The 18,475-nt window shown below is 66.0% G+C and carries 16 protein-coding genes and 1 pseudogene; 15 read left to right on the top strand and 2 right to left on the bottom strand.

The genetic code is table 11. The features are described 5' to 3' along the window. Positions 1 to 29: 29 nt before the first annotated feature. The 6 genes from JYG37_RS12565 (at position 30) to cyoD (ending at position 6,741) form a co-directional block, all read left to right on the top strand. Positions 30 to 626, top strand: a complete 597-nt coding sequence (locus JYG37_RS12565; protein WP_235356183.1) for a LysE family translocator — start codon at positions 30 to 32, stop codon at positions 624 to 626. Between the two features lie 465 nt (positions 627 to 1,091). Next, on the top strand, positions 1,092 to 2,621 hold the full coding sequence (locus tag JYG37_RS12560; protein WP_050012950.1) for a complex I subunit 4 family protein: 1,530 nt from the start codon (positions 1,092 to 1,094) through the stop codon (positions 2,619 to 2,621). Positions 2,622 to 2,905: 284 nt separating this feature from the next. After that, positions 2,906 to 3,793 carry a ubiquinol oxidase subunit II gene (gene cyoA / locus JYG37_RS12555; RefSeq protein ID WP_050012949.1) on the top strand — a complete coding sequence of 296 codons (888 nt, stop codon included), beginning with the start codon at positions 2,906 to 2,908 and terminating at the stop codon, positions 3,791 to 3,793. Between the two features lie 3 nt (positions 3,794 to 3,796). After that, positions 3,797 to 5,800 carry a cytochrome o ubiquinol oxidase subunit I gene (gene cyoB / locus JYG37_RS12550; RefSeq protein ID WP_050012948.1) on the top strand — a complete coding sequence of 668 codons (2,004 nt, stop codon included), beginning with the start codon at positions 3,797 to 3,799 and terminating at the stop codon, positions 5,798 to 5,800. Further along, positions 5,800 to 6,408, top strand: a complete 609-nt coding sequence (gene cyoC, locus JYG37_RS12545; RefSeq protein WP_027784811.1) for a cytochrome o ubiquinol oxidase subunit III — start codon at positions 5,800 to 5,802, stop codon at positions 6,406 to 6,408. Before cyoB ends, cyoC begins: the two co-directional genes overlap by 1 nt. Further along, positions 6,409 to 6,741: a cytochrome o ubiquinol oxidase subunit IV gene (cyoD, locus tag JYG37_RS12540; protein WP_050012947.1), complete on the top strand. Its 333-nt coding sequence runs from the start codon at positions 6,409 to 6,411 to the stop codon at positions 6,739 to 6,741. Between the two features lie 108 nt (positions 6,742 to 6,849). On the opposite strand, the gene JYG37_RS12535 is transcribed toward cyoD, so the two are convergent. After that, complete coding sequence (locus tag JYG37_RS12535; protein WP_050012946.1) at positions 6,850 to 7,149, bottom strand: DUF4148 domain-containing protein; 300 nt, start codon at positions 7,147 to 7,149, stop codon at positions 6,850 to 6,852. 218 nt (positions 7,150 to 7,367) lie between these two features. Between JYG37_RS12535 and JYG37_RS12530 the strand changes: the two genes are divergently transcribed. From JYG37_RS12530 to JYG37_RS12490, 9 genes and pseudogenes are all read left to right on the top strand, one after another. After that, positions 7,368 to 8,042, top strand: coding sequence for a response regulator transcription factor (locus tag JYG37_RS12530; protein ID WP_050013034.1), 675 nt, complete (start codon positions 7,368 to 7,370; stop codon positions 8,040 to 8,042). Between the two features lie 11 nt (positions 8,043 to 8,053). Next, positions 8,054 to 9,445 (top strand): sensor histidine kinase, encoded by a 1,392-nt coding sequence (locus JYG37_RS12525; RefSeq protein WP_050012945.1) that lies wholly within the window; start codon positions 8,054 to 8,056, stop codon positions 9,443 to 9,445. 16 nt (positions 9,446 to 9,461) lie between these two features. Then, positions 9,462 to 10,157, top strand: a complete 696-nt coding sequence (locus JYG37_RS12520) for a response regulator transcription factor (protein WP_124556744.1) — start codon at positions 9,462 to 9,464, stop codon at positions 10,155 to 10,157. A gap of 165 nt (positions 10,158 to 10,322) precedes the next feature. Then, positions 10,323 to 10,679, top strand: coding sequence for a hypothetical protein (locus JYG37_RS12515; protein ID WP_050012943.1), 357 nt, complete (start codon positions 10,323 to 10,325; stop codon positions 10,677 to 10,679). 140 nt (positions 10,680 to 10,819) lie between these two features. Beyond that, positions 10,820 to 12,693, top strand: a pseudogene (locus tag JYG37_RS12510) (extracellular solute-binding protein). 50 nt (positions 12,694 to 12,743) lie between these two features. Next, the gene (locus tag JYG37_RS12505; RefSeq protein WP_069617701.1) at positions 12,744 to 13,787 is read left to right on the top strand and encodes a microcin C ABC transporter permease YejB; all 1,044 of its coding nucleotides are present in this window, start codon (positions 12,744 to 12,746) and stop codon (positions 13,785 to 13,787) included. 48 nt (positions 13,788 to 13,835) lie between these two features. Then, a complete protein-coding gene (locus JYG37_RS12500) occupies positions 13,836 to 14,933 on the top strand; it encodes an ABC transporter permease (protein ID WP_050012940.1) in 1,098 nt (365 codons plus the stop codon). Beyond that, positions 14,930 to 16,552 carry an ABC transporter ATP-binding protein gene (locus JYG37_RS12495; RefSeq protein ID WP_124631406.1) on the top strand — a complete coding sequence of 541 codons (1,623 nt, stop codon included), beginning with the start codon at positions 14,930 to 14,932 and terminating at the stop codon, positions 16,550 to 16,552. The genes JYG37_RS12500 and JYG37_RS12495 overlap by 4 nt, the downstream gene beginning before the upstream one ends. A gap of 128 nt (positions 16,553 to 16,680) precedes the next feature. After that, positions 16,681 to 17,355: a C40 family peptidase gene (locus tag JYG37_RS12490; RefSeq protein ID WP_050012938.1), complete on the top strand. Its 675-nt coding sequence runs from the start codon at positions 16,681 to 16,683 to the stop codon at positions 17,353 to 17,355. A gap of 170 nt (positions 17,356 to 17,525) precedes the next feature. Here JYG37_RS12490 and JYG37_RS12485 read toward each other — a convergent pair whose 3' ends face one another. Further along, positions 17,526 to 18,443, bottom strand: a complete 918-nt coding sequence (locus tag JYG37_RS12485; RefSeq protein ID WP_050012937.1) for a patatin-like phospholipase family protein — start codon at positions 18,441 to 18,443, stop codon at positions 17,526 to 17,528. Between the last annotated feature and the right edge of the window lie 32 nt (positions 18,444 to 18,475).

The raw sequence follows: 18,475 nt of genomic DNA, 5'->3' as shown, positions 1-18,475 counted from the left end.
ATTGGCTCACCCCTTCGATCGAGATTGCAGTGGATACGCATCAACTCATTACGATATGCCTTTACTCGGCCCTGGTATTGATCGTTCCGGGACCGACCAACACGTTACTTTTTTCGTCCGGAATAAGCGTTGGTCTGACGCGAACCCTCCCGCTCCTGTTCGCCGAAGGCGCAGGCTACGTCATCGCTATCTCGGCTTGGGGCGTTTCGCTGCTGGCGTTCGCCGTGGCGCATCCTCAAATCTTGAGCGTGATCAAGTTGGCATGCGCGTCGTATCTGCTGCTGCTGGCGGCAAAAATGTGGGCACGGGGCACGCTGGAAGAGGATCGGCGTTCGAAGCCGGTGACGTGGCACGATGTCGTCGTCGCCACGCTATTGAATCCGAAGGCTTTTCTGCTTGCAAGTACGGCGTTTCCACTCCAGGCGTTTCAGAACGTCGGTAACGGGGCCGTCGCGTTCGGTGCGTTTCTGCTGGTCCTCGTGCCCATTGGAGCGGGTTGGGCGAGCCTCGGGCGCGTGACGAGGATACTGGCATCCGGGCCGCGTCATATCACGGCGCTATTTCGTTCGGCGTCGGTGCTGCTGGTTCTGTTTTCGGGGTCGCTGCTGTATTCGGTCGTGAAATGAACTTTCTATGGTCGCGCGATCGATTCCTGTCGCGGAAAAGATCACGCGACCCCTGTGAAATAAAAATGAAAGGGCGTGTGTAAGGCAGGCGACCCTGCACGATCTCCCCACCGCGAGCCGTCAATCCGGTCGTTCCGGCCCTTCGAAACGACCGGTTGGTATCAAAAATGCGGCGCTGCGTCTATTCCTGGCGCGCGCCGCATCGGTCAATACAAAAAATTACGCATATAAATCATTGGCCTACGCCGACGCCAAAAAACAATGCTCTGCTGCGCTGCAGAAAATAATCAATCGCCTTATGCTGGTTAACCCGATCGCGTTTGAGCGGCATCAAGTTTTCCGGTGATGCTGCTTTACATTTAGCCAACATTGGCGATTCACGAAATCTACCTGTCGATTTGATTTCGTTCCTTTCGTCGCGCCTGTCCCCGATGCAAGGCGCGACCTCCTCAAGGCGTTGTTGACATGCATGATTTCCCCTTTCTGAGCCTGGCCATCTGGGTTCCGATACTGTTCGGCGCGGGCCTGCTGCGCGCCGGTTCCGACCAGCATTTCCGCCGAATACGACTGATTGCGCTGGTCGGCTCGATTGCCGGGCTGGCGGCCGTCGTTCCGCTGATTGCCGGTTTCGACGCGCATTCGGCGGCGATGCAGTTCGTCGAAAGACGCGACTGGCTCGCGGCATTCAATGCCGGATGGCGGGTCGGCATCGACGGCGCGTCGCTGTGGCTCGTCGTGCTGACCGCGTTCACGACGCTGGTGGTAGTGGTGGCATCGTGGGAATCGGTCACCGTGCGCGTCGCGCAGTACTACGCGTCGTTCCTGATCCTGTCCGGACTGATGGTCGGCGTGTTCGTCGCGCAGGACGGGCTGCTGTTCTTCATCTTCTTCGAGGCGACGCTGATCCCGCTGTACCTGCTGATCGGCACGTGGGGGCGCGAGCGCCGCGTGTATGCGGCCGTGAAGTTCTTCTTCATCTCGTTCGCCGGCTCGCTGTTGCTGCTGATGGCGATGCTGTACCTGTACGCGCAGTCGCATACGTTCGACATGGCCGTGTGGCGCACGCTGCAGCTCGGCTTCGCGCCGCAGTTGCTGGTGTTCCTCGGTTTCTTCGCCGCGTTCGCGGTCAAGGTGCCGATGTGGCCGGTCCACACGTGGCTGAGCGACGTGTACACGGACGGCCCGACGGGCGCCGCGCTGATGCTCGCGATGCTCAAGCTCGGCGGCTACGGGTTCCTGCGCTTTGCGCTGCCGATCACGCCCGACGCGAGCCACTTCTTCGCGCCGGCCGTGATCGCGCTGTCGCTGTTCGCGATCGTCTACGCGAGCCTGATCGCGCTCGCGCAGACCGATCTCGGCAAGCTGCTCGCGTATTCGACGGTCGCGCACATGGGCATCGTCACGCTCGGGCTGTTCCTGTTCAACCGGATCGGCGTCGAAGGCGCGATCGTGCAGCTCGTGTCGTACGGCTTCGTGGCGGGCGCGATGCTGTTGTGCGTGAACGTGCTCGTGGATCGCACGCGGCAGCGCGAGATCGCCGCATACGGCGGCGTGGCGGGCGTGATGCCGCGCTTCGCGACCTTCACGCTGCTGTTCGCGATGGCCAACGTCGGGCTGCCGGGCACGTCGGGGTTCGTCGGCGAGTTCATGGTGATCATGGGCGCGATCCGCTTCAACTTCTGGATCGGCGCGATCGCGGCGCTCACGCTGATCCTCAGCGCGTCGTACACGCTGTGGATGCTCAAGCGCGTGGTGTTCGGCAAGGTCGCGAGCCAGCGGATCGCGAAGCTCGCCGACCTGAACCGTCGCGAGATCGTGATGTTCGCGTCGCTCGCGCTGATCGTGCTGGCGGTCGGCATCGATCCGAAGCCGTTCACCGATGCGATCGATCCGACCGTCGGCAAGCTGATCCAGGAAGCGAGCCATTCGAAGGTGCCGGCGGGGGATGGCCCCGCGCCGGCGCTGCCGTCGTACATGGCATCGACGCACGACTGAGCGCGGCACACCGAGCCGCACCACGCCGCGCAAGCCCGCCGCATCGCGCGGCGCGCATCGTTGCGCACACATCGATCCGCGGCCCGGCACGGCAAGTGCCGGGCGCGCTTCCGGCTGCGTGAAATTGCCCCGCGACAATGTGACTCACGGCAGATTTTGCAATGATGATTTGCCGCATGCACCGGTTTTTCATCGCACTCGCGCGACGTATGATTCGGCCAATTTCGTGAATCGAATGCGCATCGGGCATACGCAAACGGATTCAATGACCCTCGGGCTGTGTGATGAAAAGAAGAGCATCAAGAGGCTGGTCGGCGCTGCTTTCAATGGGCGCGGCATTGAGCCTGTCAGGTTGTAATTTAGATGTACTAAATCCGAAAGGAAGCGTGGGGGCGGCCGAAAAGGCGCTGATCGCGACGTCCACGTGGGCGATGCTGATCGTCGTCGTGCCGGTGATCCTGCTGACGTTATGGTTCGCGTGGCGTTACCGCGCGTCGAATCGCAACGCCGCCTACGCGCCGAACTGGTCGCACTCGACCGCGATCGAGGTCGTGATCTGGACGGTGCCGACGCTGATCATCCTGTTCCTCGGCGTGCTCACGTGGAAGACCACGCACGAACTCGATCCGTACAAGCCGCTCGAATCGGCGGTGAAGCCGATCGACGTCGAGGTGGTCGCGCTCGACTGGAAGTGGCTGTTCATCTATCCGGAATTCGGCATCGCGTCGGTGAACCAGCTCGCGATTCCGGTCGGCACGCCGGTGAACTTCCGCATCACGTCGGATTCGGTGATGAATTCGTTCTTCATCCCGCAGCTCGGCGGCCAGGTCTACGCGATGGCCGGCATGCAGACGCGCCTGCACCTGATCGCCGACGAGCCCGGCAATTACGCGGGCACGTCCGCCAACTTCAGCGGCCGCGGGTTCTCCGACATGAAGTTCCGCACGCTCGCCGAGCCGCGCGAGCAGTTCGATGCGTGGGTGCAGAAGGTGAAGGCGTCGCCGGACCGGCTCGACGCGACCGTATACGGCAGCGTCGCGCAGCCGAGCGAAAAGGCGCCGGTGCGCTACTTCTCGTCGGTCGATCCGCGGCTCTTCCACAACATCATCGCGAAATACAACGATGGCCACGTCCTCGACCTGAAGGACGCCGCCTGCGGCACGAAGGGGTAACGCATGTTCGGCAAACTCACACTTTCGGCGATCCCGTTCGATCAGCCCATCATCATGGGGGCCGGCGCCTTCATGGGGCTGGTCGTGCTGGGCATTCTCGCCGCGCTGACGATCACCGGCCGCTGGAAATGGCTGTGGACGGAATGGCTGACCACGGTCGACCACAAGAGACTCGGCGTGATGTACATCATCGTCGCGCTGATCATGCTGCTGCGCGGCTTCGCCGACGCGATCATGATGCGCATGCAGCTCGCGCTCGCGTACAACGCGCCCGGCTACCTGCCGCCGCACCACTATGACCAGATCTTCACCGCGCACGGCGTGATCATGATCTTCTTCATGGCGATGGTGTTCATGGTCGGCCTGATGAACCTGATCGTGCCGCTGCAGATTGGCGCGCGCGACGTCGCGTTCCCGTTCATCAACTCGCTGTCGTTCTGGATGACGGCGGTCAGCGCGATCCTGATCAACCTGTCGCTCGTGATCGGCGAATTCGCGCAGACGGGCTGGCTCGCGTACCCGCCGCTGTCGGAGCTGCAGTTCAGTCCGGGGGTAGGGGTCGACTACTACCTGTGGGCGCTGCAGATCTCCGGTGTCGGCACGCTGCTGACCGGCGTGAACTTCTTCGTGACGATCATCAAGATGCGCGCGCCCGGCATGACGCTGTTGAAGATGCCGGTGTTCACGTGGACGGCGCTCTGCACGAACGTGCTGATCATGGCGTCGTTCCCGATCCTGACCGCGACGCTCGCGCTGCTCGGCCTCGACCGTTACCTCGGCATGCACTTCTTCACGAACGACGCCGGCGGCAACGCGATGCTGTACCTGAACCTGATCTGGGCGTGGGGCCATCCGGAGGTGTACATCCTGATCCTGCCGGCGTTCGGGATCTTCTCGGAAGTCATCGCGACGTTCGCGAAGAAGCCGCTGTTCGGCTACAAGACGATGGTGTACGCGACCTGCGCGATCATGGTGCTGTCGTTCCTCGTGTGGCTGCATCACTTCTTCACGATGGGCTCGGGCGCGAACGTGAACGCGTTCTTCGGGATCATGACGATGATCATCGCGATTCCGACCGGCGTGAAGGTGTTCAACTGGCTGTTCACGATGTATCGCGGCCGGATCCAGTTCACGACGCCCGTGCTGTGGACGATCGGCTTCATGGTCACGTTCACGCTCGGCGGCATGACCGGCGTGATGATGGCCATTCCCGGCGCGGACTTCGTGCTGCACAACAGCCTGTTCCTGATCGCGCACTTCCACAACGTGATCATCGGCGGCGTGCTGTTCGGTTATCTCGCGGGCTTCAACTACTGGTTTCCGAAAGCGTTCGGCTTCAAGCTGAACGAGAAGCTCGGCAAGGCGGCATTCTGGTTCTGGCAGGTCGGCTTCTACGTCGCGTTCGTGCCGCTCTACGTGCTCGGCTTCATGGGCATGACGCGCCGCCTGAACCATTACGACAACCCGGCCTGGCATCCGTGGCTGCTGGTCGCCGCGTTCGGCGCCGTGCTGATCGCGATCGGCATCGCGTGCCAGCTGCTGCAACTGGTGGTCAGCATCCGCAACCGCCATCTGCCGGAGTACCGCGACACGACGGGCGACCCGTGGGGCGGCCGCACGCTGGAGTGGGCGACGTCGTCGCCGCCGGCCGACTACAACTTCGCGGTGATCCCGCAGGTGCGCACGCTCGACGCGTATGCGGACATGAAGGCGCGCGGCGAAGGCCGGCCGAACCCGGCCGTGATCCGCGACATCCACATGCCGTCGAATACCTGTGCGGGCCTCGTGATCGCGATCTTCAGCCTGGTGCTCGGCTTCGCGCTGGTGTGGCACATCTGGTGGATGGCGATCGGCGGGCTCGTCGGGATCATCGCGACGCTCGTGATCTACAGCTCGCGCGATAACGACGGCTATTACATCCCTGCGTCGACGGTGCGCAAGACCGAAGACAAGCAGCCGACGAAGCGCCCGGCGCGCGTCGACGACGTGGAACTGGAGGCCAACTGATGTTGCAGAAAACCTTGAGCGCAACCCTGCTCGAGCACGACGACCATCCGCCGTCGCATTCGGTGTTCGGGTTCTGGCTGTACCTGATGACCGACTGCGTGATCTTCGCGGCGCTGTTCGCGACGTTCGCGGTGCTCGGCCACCAGTACGCGGGCGGGCAGACCGCGAAAGAGCTGTTCGACATTCCGGGCGTCGCGGTGGAAACCGCCGCGCTGCTGCTGTCGAGCATCACGTACGGTTTCGCGATGCTCGCGGCGTACAAGCAGCGGCGCGGTGCGCTGCTCGCGTGGCTCGCAGTGACGTTCGTGCTCGGCGCGGCGTTTCTCGCGATGGAACTGCGCGAGTTCTCGCACCTGATCGCGGAAGGCGCCGGCCCGCAGCGCAGCGCGTTCCTGTCGGCGTTCTTCACGCTGGTCGGCACGCACGGGCTGCACGTGACGGCCGGCCTGTTGTGGATGATCGTGCTGGCCGCGCAGATCGTGTTGCGCGGCGGCGACCTGACCGATCGCGACCTGCGACGCCTGACGTGCCTGAGCCTCTTCTGGCACTTCCTCGACATCGTGTGGATCTGCGTGTTTTCCTTTGTCTATCTCGCGAGCGTGATCTAAATGGCCCATTCGCATTCGTCTCAACTCGAAGAAGGGCACGGCAGTGTCGGCGGCTACGTCGCCGGTTTCATCCTGTCGGTGCTGCTCACGGCCGCGTCGTTCGGCCTCGTGATGGGCGGCGTGCTGTCGCCGCATGCGTCGCTGATCGGGCTCGCCGTGCTCGCGCTCGTGCAGATCGTCGTGCACCTCGTGTACTTCCTGCACATGAACGGCTCGTCGGGCCAGCGCTGGAACGTGATGGCGTTCAGCTATACGGTGCTGACTGCCGCGATCCTGATCGTCGGCACGCTGTGGGTGATGCACAACGTGAGCATGAACATGATGTCGCGTTGAGCGGCGGCGCGGCGCATCGGGTTCACCTCCATGCGCGTTCATGAAGAAAAGGCGGCACGTGCCGCCTTTTCGTTTTTTCCCGCTGCTGCGTCGCGCGGGGCAGGGCGGTCAGTGCCGCACGCCGGCATCGGCCGTCAGCGCATGCGTGCAGTCCGCGCGGTACTCGGCGGCGAGCCGACGCTTCGCACCGTCGAGGTCGTCGGGGTAGTACGGGCTCGCATGGGCGGGATCGTAGCCGACCTGTTCGAGTTCGGTCAGCTCGCGCACGAGGTCCGCCCGCGTGACGTCGCGGCCCGTGTGCACGAACGGGTATGCATTGCATTCCTGCGGGGTGAGGTGCGGCCCCGCGAATGCGGCGGTGCTGGCGCATGCGAGCAGCATGCAGGCGACGGTGGTCGACAGTTTCATCCGGTAGCTCCTGGTTTCGCGGCCCGATGCCGCATGACGTCAGCGTAGGCGGCCCCGGCCGCAGCGCGGCCGACGCACGGATGAAACATGTTTCACAGGCGCGTGCCGCGACGCAGGATGAAGCTATTTTCATCTGGCGCCGCGCGGCGATCGCGGCGCTTACGATAGCGGCGGGCGCATCGTGCGCGCCCGTCTTGACGTTCATTGCGAGGGCAACCATGCGAGTACTGACGGTCGAGGACGATGCGGTGACCGCGAACGAAATCGTCGGCGAGCTGACCGCACGCGGCTTCGAGGTCGACTGGATCGACAACGGCCGAGAAGGAATGATGCGCGCAATGAGCGCATCGTACGACGCGATCACGCTCGACCGGATGCTGCCGGGGGCGGACGGTCTCGCGATCGTGACCGCGATGCGCACGGTCGGCATCGATACGCCGGTGCTGATGCTGAGCGCGCTCGGCGACGTCGACGAGCGCATTCGCGGTCTGCGTGCGGGCGGCGACGATTACCTGACGAAGCCGTTCGATTCCGGCGAACTGAGCGCGCGCATCGAAGTGCTGCTGCGCCGCCGGCAGGCATCGGGCGTGCCGCAGCAGACGCTGCTGAAGGTCGGCGCGCTCGAGCTGGACCTCATTTCGCGCTGTGCGCGCCGCGGCGCCGACGAGATTCCGCTGCTGCCGACCGAGTTCCGCGTGCTCGAATTCATGATGCGCAACGCGGGCCAGACGATCACGCGCACGATGCTGTTCGAGGCCGTGTGGGGCTATCACTTCGATCCCGGCACCAACCTGATCGACGTTCACATGGGGCGGCTGCGCAAGAAGATCGATCCGCCCGGCGCGAACCCGATGATCCAGACGGTGCGCGGATCGGGCTACATGCTCGCTTGACGGAGGCACGGATGGACGCAGCCCGCGCGGCGAACTTCACGCGCCGCTGGCATACGACGACGTTTCGCTGGCTGTGTGCTTACGCGGCGATCTTCTCGGTGTCGCTGCTGCTGCTCGCGGGCGTGATCAGCGTGGCCGCGACGCACACGATGGCCCGCGACACCGACGAGGTGCTTGCGTGGCAACTGATCTATTTCGATTCGATTCCCGACGCCGAGCTGCCGCTCGCGATCCATCGGCGGCTCGAGCACGAGCACATGCATACGAATTTCTACGGGCTGTTCGACGCGAGCGGGCGCCGCGTGGCTGGCGACATCGCGACGCCGCCCGTGCTGCGTACCGATCGCCACGGCCGGACGCTGAACCGCACGCTCGCGCCGCTCGACGGTCAATCGTCGCCGATCACGCGCGCGATGGCCGTGCGCCGCGACGACGGGATGACGCTGGTCGTCGCGCGCGACCTGTCGCATTTCATCCAGATCCGCGACGTCGCGATTCGCGGGCTCGTGATCGGCGGCGTGATGATCCTGATCGCGGGCGTCGCGGGCGGCAGCATGCTCGGCATGCGGCAGATGCGCCGCGTCGCCGAGATCCGGCGCGTCACGCGGCAGATCGCCGAGGGCGATCTCGGCAAGCGGCTGCCGGTCGGCGGCTATGACGAACTCGACCTGCTCGCGCATCTCGTGAACCACATGTTGGACGAAGTCGAGCGGCTGATGGGCGAGGTGCGCCATACCTGCGACGGGATCGCGCACGACTTGCGCACGCCGCTCGCACGCGTGCATACGATGCTGGCGCGGCTCGCCGACCAGCCGTTCTGCGCACACGATCCCGCGTCGGCTGCGCTGCTGGCGTCGGCGCGCGACGAAACCGACCGGCTGCTCGAACGTTTTCGCGCGATGCTGCGCATCTCCGAGATCGGCACGCTGAGCCGGCGCGGCGGGTTTGCCGCGGTCGACGTCGCGGCGTTGCTGCGCGACGTGTGCGAACTTTACGAGCCGCTGGCCGAGGCGGTCGACGTGTCGTTGGAGCTCGATGCGGCCGCGGTCGACGGCATCCATGGCGACCGTGCGTTGCTGTTCGAGGCGTTCAGCAATCTCGCGGACAACGCGATCAAATTCACGCCGCCCGGCGGCCGCGTGCGCGTCGCGCTCCAGACGACGTCGCATGGTCCGCTCGTCCGGTTCGAGGACACCGGGCCCGGCATCCCGCCCGGCGAGCGCAATGCGGTGCTCGAGCGCTTCTATCGCGGCGAGCGCACGCGCCACGTGAACGGCTCGGGGCTCGGGTTGAGCATCGTGTCGGCGGTGATGCGCGTGCACGGTTTCGTGCTGCGGATCGGCGATGCGCAGCCGGCCGGTGCGGCGATCACGGTCGAATGCTGGCCGCGTTCGCTCGCGTGACGGAGGGGGCCGATCGATGCGCATCCTGCTGATTGCGCCGCCGACGCCTGATGCGTCGCGGCTCGACAAGGCGTTTCGGGAAAGCATGCACGGCGTCGAACGCGTCGACGAATGGCGCGACGGCTGTTTCGCGGCGACGCAGGACCGGTTCGACGCGATCGTGATCCTCGCGACCGATGGCGCTTCCGTGCCGACGCTTCTCGACGGATTCCCGCCGCTCGCCGCGTCGGCCGGCAGCGCGACGATTGCCGCGATCGTCGCCGGCACCACGTCCGCCGAGCGTGCACGGATGCTGAACGCGGGCTGCGACGTGTGCCTGGCCCATCCGTGCTCGTTCGTCGAATTGCACGAGCGGCTGCGCGCACTGTGGCGCCGCACGGGCGTCATCGCGATGCGGGAATCGATCCGGCTCGACACGGCGACGCGCGCGCTCGACGAGCGGGGCCGGCGGCTCGCGCTCAGCGCCCGGGAATTTCGCGTGGTCGAATGCCTGCTGCGCGAAGCGGGGCGGCCGGTTGGGCGCGACGCCGTGCTGCGTTATGCGTGGGGCGATGCGGACATCGAACCCGAAACGGTCAATGCGCTGGTCGTACGGTTGCGGCGCAAGCTGGCCGCGCATGCGTTTTCCGCGCGGATCGAAACGGTGGCGCGATTCGGCTTCCGGTTCGACGCGGGCGCGGCGCCGCTTGACGCGGGCCGCGGCGCAGGTTGAAGGACGTTTCCGGAAAGGGGGGGCGCCGGGCGCCGATTGTTACAAGACGTTAGCGCGGGCTTCCCGTTGCGATGCGGCGCATCAGTTCTTACAAACTTGAAATATGCGGGGCGGGCGCTTGCCGCTATAGTCGAATCACACATGACACAACCAGAAGAGGAATCCATGAAGACTTTGCGTGTTGCCTCGCTCGTGACCGGTATGACGGCCTTGCTCGTGTCGGGCGCAGCAATGGCGGGAGTCAATGTCGGGATCAACGTCGGCGTGCCGGCACCGGTCTACGTCGCGCCCGCGCCCGTGTATGCGCCGCCGCCTCCGCCGGTCGTCTACCAGCCGGCGCCCGTCTACGCACCGGCGCCCGTGTACGGGCCGGCGCCGGCGATCGTGATCGGCTGGCACGGCGACCGCTACTGGGACGGCCGCCGCTACTGGGGCCGCGACGAATGGTATCGCCACCATGGTCGCGGCTGGGGCGGCGATCGCGGTCACTGGGATCACGGCCGCCACAACGGCTGGCGCTGATCGACCGGTCGCGCATGCATGCCGCGCGCGCGACAATGGCTCGTGAGGAAACCGCCCGCGTGGCGGTTTTCTTTTGGCTCGACGGATTGAATGGGTAGAATCGCTCCACGTTACTACCCTCATTCGACGACAGGGCCTCTATGACGAAGGGTTCGCCCCGGGCCGCCGCCGCGCGCGCCTGCCTCGGTGCGCTGCGGGCCGCCGGCCGCGTGGCCGCGGTGCTGGCGCTGCACGCGGCGCTGGCGCGCCCGCCGCGCACGCGGCCTACGCGATTGCGCAGTACGGCGAGCCGAAGTATCCGCCGGGCTTCAAGCATTTCGACTACGTGAACCCCGACGCGCCGAAGGGCGGCACGCTCGTGCTCGCGAACCCGAGCCGGCTGACGTCGTTCGACAAGTTCAATCCGTTCACGATGCGCGGCAACACCGCGCCGGGCATCGACATGCTGTTCGAGAGCCTCGCGACCGGCAGCCTGGACGAGCCGGCGTCCGCGTACGGATTGCTCGCCGACGACATCGACGTCGCGCCGGACCGCCGCTCGGTCACGTTCCACCTGAATCCGCGCGCGCGCTTCTCGAACGGCGATCGCGTCACGGCGGACGACGTCAAGTTTTCGTTCGACACGCTGAAGAGCAAGCAGGCCGCACCGCAGTTCGGCGCGTACTTCGCCGAAATCACGAAGGCCGTGGTCGTCGATCCGGCGACCGTGCGCTTCGAATTCCACAGCGCGAACCGCGAGTTGCCGCTGATCGCCGGCGGCGTGCCGGTGTTCTCGCGCAAGTGGGGATTGCGCGCGGACGGCTCGCGCATCCCGTTCGACCAGCTCGCGTTCGAGCAGCCGATCGGCAGCGGCCCGTACGTGATCGACCATTACGACAACGGCCGCACGATCACCTACCGGCGCAGCCCCGCGTACTGGGGCGCCGACCTGCCGGTGCGAGTCGGCACCCACAACTTCGAGCGGATCGTCTACAAGCTGTACGGCGACGGCGTCGCGCGGCTCGAGGCGTTCAAGGCCGGCGAATACGACGTGCTCGTCGAGTACGTCGCGCGCAACTGGGCGCGACGCGACGTCGGCAAGCGTTTCGACAGCGGCGAGCTCGTCAAGCGCGAATTCCGCCAGCATAACGGCGCCGGCATGCAGGGCTTCTTCATGAACCTGCGCCGGCCGTTGTTCCGCGACGTGCGCGTGCGTCAGGCGCTCGACCTCGCGTTCGACTTCGAATGGCTGAACCGCCAGCTGTTCTACAGCGCGTACACGCGCCTGAACAGTTATTTCGCCGACACCGACCTGCAGGCGACCGGTACGCCGGGCGAGGGCGAGCTGAAGCTGCTGGAGCCGCTGCGTGCGCAGCTCGATCCGGCCGTGTTCGGCCCGATGGTCACGCAGCCGAACACGAATCCGCCGGGCTCGCTGCGCGCGAACCTGTTGAAGGCGCGCGCGCTGCTCGCACAGGCCGGCTGGACCTATCGCGACGGCGCGCTGCGCAATGCGAAGGGCGAGCCGTTCGCTTTCGAGATCCTCGACGATGCGGGTGGCGCGATGGAAGGCGTCGTGACCGCGTACCAGCGCAACCTCGCGAAGCTCGGCATCGCCGTGCGGTTTCGCACGGCCGATTACGCGCTGCTGCAAAAGCGCCTCGATGCGTTCGACTACGACATGACGACGATCCGCCTGCCGGGCGTGCAGGTGCCCGGCGCCGAGCAATACTCGCGGTACGCGAGCAAGTTCGCCGACGAGCCGGGCTCCGACAACTTCATCGGATTGAAATCGCCGGCCGTCGACGCGTTGCTGCACGCGCTCGGCACCGCGCAGACGCGCGAGGAATTGCTCGACGCGACGCACGCGCTCGACCGCGTGCTGATGCACGGCTACTACGCGGTGCCGCAGTGGTACAGCACGACGCACCGCGTCGCGTACCGGCACACGCTCGCCTATCCGCAGACGCTGCCGCTGTACTATTCGGCCGAGGGCTGGGTCGTGTCGACCTGGTGGGCGAAGCCCGATCACTGAGCCGCGCCGGCCCTTCATCCAACCCGCCACCGATCACGAGTCGACGCCCTATGTGGAGCTACATCCTCAAACGCCTGCTGTTGATGATCCCGACGCTCGTCGGCGTGCTGACGCTCACGTTCGCGGTGATCCAGTTCGTGCCGGGCGGCCCGGTCGAGCAGGCCGTGCAGGAGTTGCGCAAGGGCGCGACCGAGCAGGGCGCGACGCCGTTCGGGATGCGCGCGCACACCGGCGTCGACGCGCAGCAGCTCGCGCAGCTCAAGGCGCTGTACGGTTTCGACAAGCCGCCGCTCGAACGCTACTGGCTGATGCTCAAGCGCTTCGCGCGCTTCGATCTCGGCGAAAGCTACTTTCGCCACCAGAGCGTGTGGTCGCTAGTCGTGCAGAAGCTGCCCGTGTCGATCAGCATCGGGCTGTGGACGTTCTTCCTCACGTACCTGATCTCGGTGCCGCTCGGCATCGCGAAGGCCGTGCGCAACGGTTCGCCGTTCGACGTTGCGACGAGTCTCGTCGTGCTGGTCGGCTATGCGATTCCGGGCTTCGTGCTCGGCGTGCTGCTGCTCGTGCTGTTCGGCGGCGGCTCGTTCTGGCAGCTCTTTCCGCTGCGCGGCCTCACGTCGGACAACTTCGCGCAGCTGTCGCTCGTCGGCAAGGTGCTCGACTATCTGTGGCACATCGCGCTGCCGATCACCGCGTCGGTCGTCGGCAGCTTCGCGGTCGTCACGATGCTCACGAAGAATGCGTTCCTCGACCAGATCCGCCGGCAATACGTGCTGACCGCGCGCGCGAAGGGGCTCTCCGAGCGCAGCGTGCTGTGGAAGCACGTGTTCCGCAATGCGATGCTGCCGCTGATCGTCGGTTTCCCGGCCGCGTTCATCGGCGCGTTCTTCACCGGCAGCCTGCTGATCGAGACGCTGTTCTCGCTCGACGGCCTCGGGCTGCTGTCGTACGAGTCGGTCGTGCGGCGCGATTACCCGGTCGTGCTCGGCACGCTGTACCTGTTCACGCTGATCGGGCTCGCGACCAAGCTGATTTCCGATCTTTGCTATGTGTGGGTCGATCCGCGCATTCAATTCGACAACCTGGAGCGCTGACATGAAACGAGCCATTCGCATGCCCGGCGCCAGCGGGCGAGGCGCGCGATGAACCGGGCCGTCGCATCCCCCCGCATCGACGCCGCGCGCGCGCGCGTGTCGCCGTCGCCCGCCCGCCGTGTGTGGCAGCGCTTCCGGCAGCAGCGCCTCGGCTACTGGAGCTTCGTGATCTTCGTCGTCGCGTTTGCCGCGAGCCTCGCGGCGCCGCTGTGGTCGAACGACAAGCCGCTCGTCGTGCGCTACGACGGCCAGACCTATTTCCCGATGTTCCATGCGTACCCGGAGACCACCTTCGGCGGCGATTTCCCGACGCCGGCCGACTATCTCGATCCGTATGTGCGCAAGCGGCTCGAGGCGCCCGGCAACTTCGTCGTCTATCCGCCGAACCGCTATTACTACGACACGCTGAACTACTTCTCGAACGTGCCGAACCCGGCGCCGCCGTCGCGCGAGAACTGGCTCGGCACCGATGCGCAGGGCCGCGACCTGCTCGCGCGGCTCGTGTACGGGTTCCGCATCTCGGTCGAGTTCGGGCTGATCCTGACCGTGATCGGCACGCTGCTCGGGATCGCCGCGGGCGCGGTGCAAGGCTTCTTCGGCGGCCGCATCGACATCGTCGGGCAGCGGCTGATCGAGATCTGGAGCTCGCTGCCCGAGCTGTACCTGCTGATCATCTTCGCGTCGATCTTCGAGCCGAGCTTCCTGCTGCTGATCGTGCTGCTGTCGCTGTTCGGCTGGATCGGGCTTGCCGACTACGTGCGCGCCGAGTTCCTGCGCAACCGCACGCAGGACTACGTGCGCGCGGCCCGCGCGATGGGACTCACGAACTGGCAGATCATCTGGCGCCACGTGCTGCCCAACAGCCTCACGCCGGTGATCACGTTCCTGCCGTTCCGGATGAGCGGCTCGATTCTCGCGCTCACCAGCCTCGATTTCCTCGGGCTCGGCGTGCCGCCGCCGACGCCGAGCCTCGGCGAGCTGCTCGCGCAGGGCAAGGGCAACCTCGACGCGTGGTGGATCTCGCTGTCGACGTTCGGCGTGCTGGTCGCGACGCTGCTGCTGCTGACCTTCATGGGCGATGCGCTGCGCAACGCGCTCGACACGCGGATCGCCGATTCGGTGCGCGCGGCGGGAGGGCAGCGATGAGCGACGCAGTCGTATCGAAGGCGGACGAACCGCTGCTGTCGCTCGAGCATCTGCACGTGCGCTTCGGCGACACGGTCGCGGTGGACGACGTGACGCTCGCGATCGGGCGCGGCGAGCGGGTCGCGCTCGTCGGCGAATCGGGGTCCGGCAAGAGCGTGACCGCGCTGTCGATCCTGCGGTTGCTGCGCGACGCCGATGTCACCGGCGCGATCCGTTTTGCCGGGCAGGATCTGGCGGCCAAGAGCGAGCGCGAGATGCGCGGGCTGCGCGGCTCGGACATCGCGATGATCTTCCAGGAGCCGATGACGGCGCTCAATCCGCTGTATACGATCGGCGTGCAGATCGGCGAGACGATCGTGCTGCACGACGGCGTATCGGCCGTCGAGGCGCGCAAGCGGGCGATCGCGTTGCTCGCGCGCACCGGCATCGCGGAGCCCGAGAAGCGCGTCGACAGCTACCCGCACCAGTTGTCGGGCGGCCAGCGGCAGCGCGCGATGATCGCGATGGCGCTCGCGTGCCGGCCGCGCCTGCTGCTCGCCGACGAGCCGACCACCGCGCTCGACGTGACGATCCGCGCGCAGATCGTCGACCTGCTGCTCGAGCTGCAGCGCGAGGAGGCGGAAAAGCGCGGGATGGCGATCCTGCTGATCACGCACGACCTGAATCTCGTGCGGCACTTCGCGCAGCGCGTCGCGGTGATGGAGCATGGCCGGCTCGTCGAGAGCGGGCCCGTCGAGCGGATCTTCGCGTCGCCCGAGCATCCGTATACGCAGCGGCTGCTGAACAGCCGGCCGCAACGCGCGGTCACGCCGGTGATGCCGATCGCGCCCGTCGTGCTCGACGCGCGCCACGTGAGCGTGCAGTTCGCGCGCAAGCGGCCGGGCTTCGCCGGCTGGTTCGGCACGGTGCCGGTGACGGCCGTGGCCGACGTGTCGGTGTCGGTGCGGCAGGGCGAAACGCTCGGCATCGTCGGCGAATCGGGATCGGGGAAGTCGACGCTCGCGATGGCGCTGCTCGGGCTGCAGAAGACGGCCGGCGGCGAGATCGAATTCCAGGGGCGTGCGCTGTCGACCTATCGCGGCCGCGAACAGACCGCGCTGCGCTCGAACATGCAGGTGGTCTTTCAGGACCCATTCAGCTCGCTTTCGCCGCGTCACACGATCGAGCGGATCGTCGGCGAGGGGCTCGAGCTGCATCGCCCGGACATGACGCCCGACGCGCGCCGCGCGAAGTCGCTCGCGGTGCTGCGCGAAGTCGGCCTCGACCGCACGGTGCTGCACCGCTATCCGCACGAATTCTCGGGCGGCCAGCGCCAGCGGATCGCGATCGCGCGCGCGCTGGTGCTGGAGCCGCGCATCCTGATCCTCGACGAGCCCACGTCGGCGCTCGACGTGTCGATCCAGCAGCAGGTGCTGAAGCTGCTCGCGAATTTGCAACAGAAATACAACCTCGGCTACGTGTTCATCAGCCACGACCTGGAGGTGATCGGCGCGATGGCGCACCGCGTCGCGGTGATGCAGGACGGCGCCGTCGTCGAGTCGGGGGAGGTGTCCGACATCTTCACCCGACCGTCACATCCTTACACACAAAAGCTGTTGAAAGCGGTCTGGAAAGCGTGATAGGCGGCCAATGGTCTGACCATCTCGATTGTATTTATTAATTTGTTTTGACAAACGATTACGCGCTGGCTAGTATCGACCGAAATTTTCCGCCAATCAGCTGATTTTTAAGCATATTCCATCGACCAATGCAGCATCGATCCCTGACCCAGGCATGCGCGCGCACCATCGCCGGGCTGTTCATCGGCGCCCTGTTCGCAGCAGCACCCGGCGCGTTCGCCGACGAAGTCAGCAGTTTTAACCAGAATGTCAGCAATTCGACTCAGATCGGGTCGGGTTCCCCCCTCCAGCAGACCAGCGCGCAGCCGTCGAGCGGCGGCGCGAAGTCGTTCCTTGCCGGCATGGCGGGCAAGGCAGGCGACGTGGTGGTCGGCGCGCTGAACATGATCGGCGTGCGGTATCGCTGGGGTGGCAACTCGCCGGATTCGGGCCTCGACTGCAGCGGCTTCGTGCGCTACGTGTTCCAGGACACGCTCGGCATGTCGCTGCCGCGTCGCGCGGAAGAAATGAGCCGCGTCGGCGAGAAGGTGAGCATGAGCAACCTGAAGCCGGGCGATCTCGTGTTCTTCAACACGATGCGCCGCACGTTCTCGCACGTCGGCATCTATATCGGCGACAACAAGTTCGTGCATTCGCCGTCGACGGGCAGCACGGTTCGCGTCGACGATCTCGACAGCGGCTACTGGGAAAAGCGTTTCACCGGTGCGCGCCGGATCGAATCGGAATTCCCGATGAAGCCCGAAGACCTGCGTCAGCGCGTGCGCGCGACGCTCGGCGACGATTCGGCGAACGGCAGCAACTGACGTTTGCCGGTCGCGCGGGCCGGACGATAAAATAAAAAACCCTGTCACCGAAAGGCGGCAGGGTTTTTTGCTTTTGGGGCGGCGTCGACGGCGGGGCGGAAGTCGTTGCGTCGGCCACGGGCGGCAGGCGGCGCGTGCCGCGGCCTCCCGCTCATCGTGGCTTGGGCGGCTTACGCGGCCACGGCCACGCCGCGCGCCGCCGCGAGCTTGCGCTGCAGTTCCGGCATGATGCGCGCGACCGCTTCCTCGCCCGCGAGGATCGCCGCGTTGCGCTGGTTGAAGTCGCTGCCGCCCATCGCCGCGAGGTTCGGGCGAATCACGACGTCCGCGTACTTGTCGAGCTCGTAGGTCTTGATCGTCTGGCCCATGATCGTGAAGGTCTGCAGCAGCATCTCGATCGGGTTGTTGGTCGCTGCGCCGTCGGGGCGGGCCGAGATGTCGACCGCGATCACGAAGCTCGCGCCCATCTTGCGCGCAAACGACGCCGGCACAGGGCTCACGAGGCCGCCGTCGACATATTCGCGCGTGCCGATCTTCACCGGCTCGAACACCGACGGCACGCTGCACGACGCGCGCACCGCGAGCCCCGCGTTGCCTTGCTGGAACAGGATCGGCTGGCCGCTTTGCAGGTCCGTCGCGACGATGCCGAGCGGCTTCGCCATCTTCTCGATCGGCCGGTTGTTGAGCGTCTTGTTCAGGAAGTTCTGCAGCGCGACGCCTTGCAGCAGGCCGCGCGAGCGGAACGGCAGCGCCCAGTCGCTGATCGCCGCCTGGTCCATGTCGAGGGCGATCTTGTTGATCTGCAGCGCGTTCATGCCCGACGCGTAGAGTGCGCCGACCACCGAGCCCGCGCTCGTCCCGGCGACGATCTCGATCGGAATGCCGCGCGCCTCGAGCGCCTTCAGCACGCCGATGTGCGAGAAGCCGCGCGCGGCGCCGCCGCCGAGCGCGATACCGATCTTGACGGGCTTCTCCTGCGGCAGGGCCGTGCCGGGGCGGGACTTGTCGCCGAAGGACGTACAGGCGGCGAGGCTGGCGGACGCGCACGCGATCGTGAAGTGGCGGCGCGACAGGCGAGGGGACGACATCGATGGTTCTCCGGCGGCTTGGCGGCGGGTCA

Source organism: Burkholderia sp. LAS2, assembly GCF_018417615.1.
In the GTDB taxonomy this organism is placed as follows: Bacteria; Pseudomonadota; Gammaproteobacteria; order Burkholderiales; family Burkholderiaceae; genus Burkholderia; species Burkholderia sola.
Note: the sequence above shows the minus strand (reverse complement) of the source record. Positions and strands in the feature narration are given on the sequence as shown.

Excerpts from the sequence above, each read along its gene's own strand:
- JYG37_RS12560 (WP_050012950.1), top strand. The coding sequence starts at position 1,092 with ATGCATGATTTCCCCTTTCTGAGCCTGGCCATCTGGGTTCCGATACTG.
- cyoA (WP_050012949.1), top strand. The coding sequence starts at position 2,906 with ATGAAAAGAAGAGCATCAAGAGGCTGGTCGGCGCTGCTTTCAATGGGC.
- cyoB (WP_050012948.1), top strand. The coding sequence starts at position 3,797 with ATGTTCGGCAAACTCACACTTTCGGCGATCCCGTTCGATCAGCCCATC.
- cyoC (WP_027784811.1), top strand. The coding sequence starts at position 5,800 with ATGTTGCAGAAAACCTTGAGCGCAACCCTGCTCGAGCACGACGACCAT.
- cyoD (WP_050012947.1), top strand. The coding sequence starts at position 6,409 with ATGGCCCATTCGCATTCGTCTCAACTCGAAGAAGGGCACGGCAGTGTC.
- JYG37_RS12535 (WP_050012946.1), bottom strand. The coding sequence starts at position 7,149 with ATGAAACTGTCGACCACCGTCGCCTGCATGCTGCTCGCATGCGCCAGC.
- JYG37_RS12530 (WP_050013034.1), top strand. The coding sequence starts at position 7,368 with ATGCGAGTACTGACGGTCGAGGACGATGCGGTGACCGCGAACGAAATC.
- JYG37_RS12525 (WP_050012945.1), top strand. The coding sequence starts at position 8,054 with ATGGACGCAGCCCGCGCGGCGAACTTCACGCGCCGCTGGCATACGACG.
- JYG37_RS12520 (WP_124556744.1), top strand. The coding sequence starts at position 9,462 with ATGCGCATCCTGCTGATTGCGCCGCCGACGCCTGATGCGTCGCGGCTC.
- JYG37_RS12515 (WP_050012943.1), top strand. The coding sequence starts at position 10,323 with ATGAAGACTTTGCGTGTTGCCTCGCTCGTGACCGGTATGACGGCCTTG.
- JYG37_RS12505 (WP_069617701.1), top strand. The coding sequence starts at position 12,744 with ATGTGGAGCTACATCCTCAAACGCCTGCTGTTGATGATCCCGACGCTC.
- JYG37_RS12500 (WP_050012940.1), top strand. The coding sequence starts at position 13,836 with ATGAACCGGGCCGTCGCATCCCCCCGCATCGACGCCGCGCGCGCGCGC.
- JYG37_RS12495 (WP_124631406.1), top strand. The coding sequence starts at position 14,930 with ATGAGCGACGCAGTCGTATCGAAGGCGGACGAACCGCTGCTGTCGCTC.
- JYG37_RS12490 (WP_050012938.1), top strand. The coding sequence starts at position 16,681 with ATGCAGCATCGATCCCTGACCCAGGCATGCGCGCGCACCATCGCCGGG.
- JYG37_RS12485 (WP_050012937.1), bottom strand. The coding sequence starts at position 18,443 with ATGTCGTCCCCTCGCCTGTCGCGCCGCCACTTCACGATCGCGTGCGCG.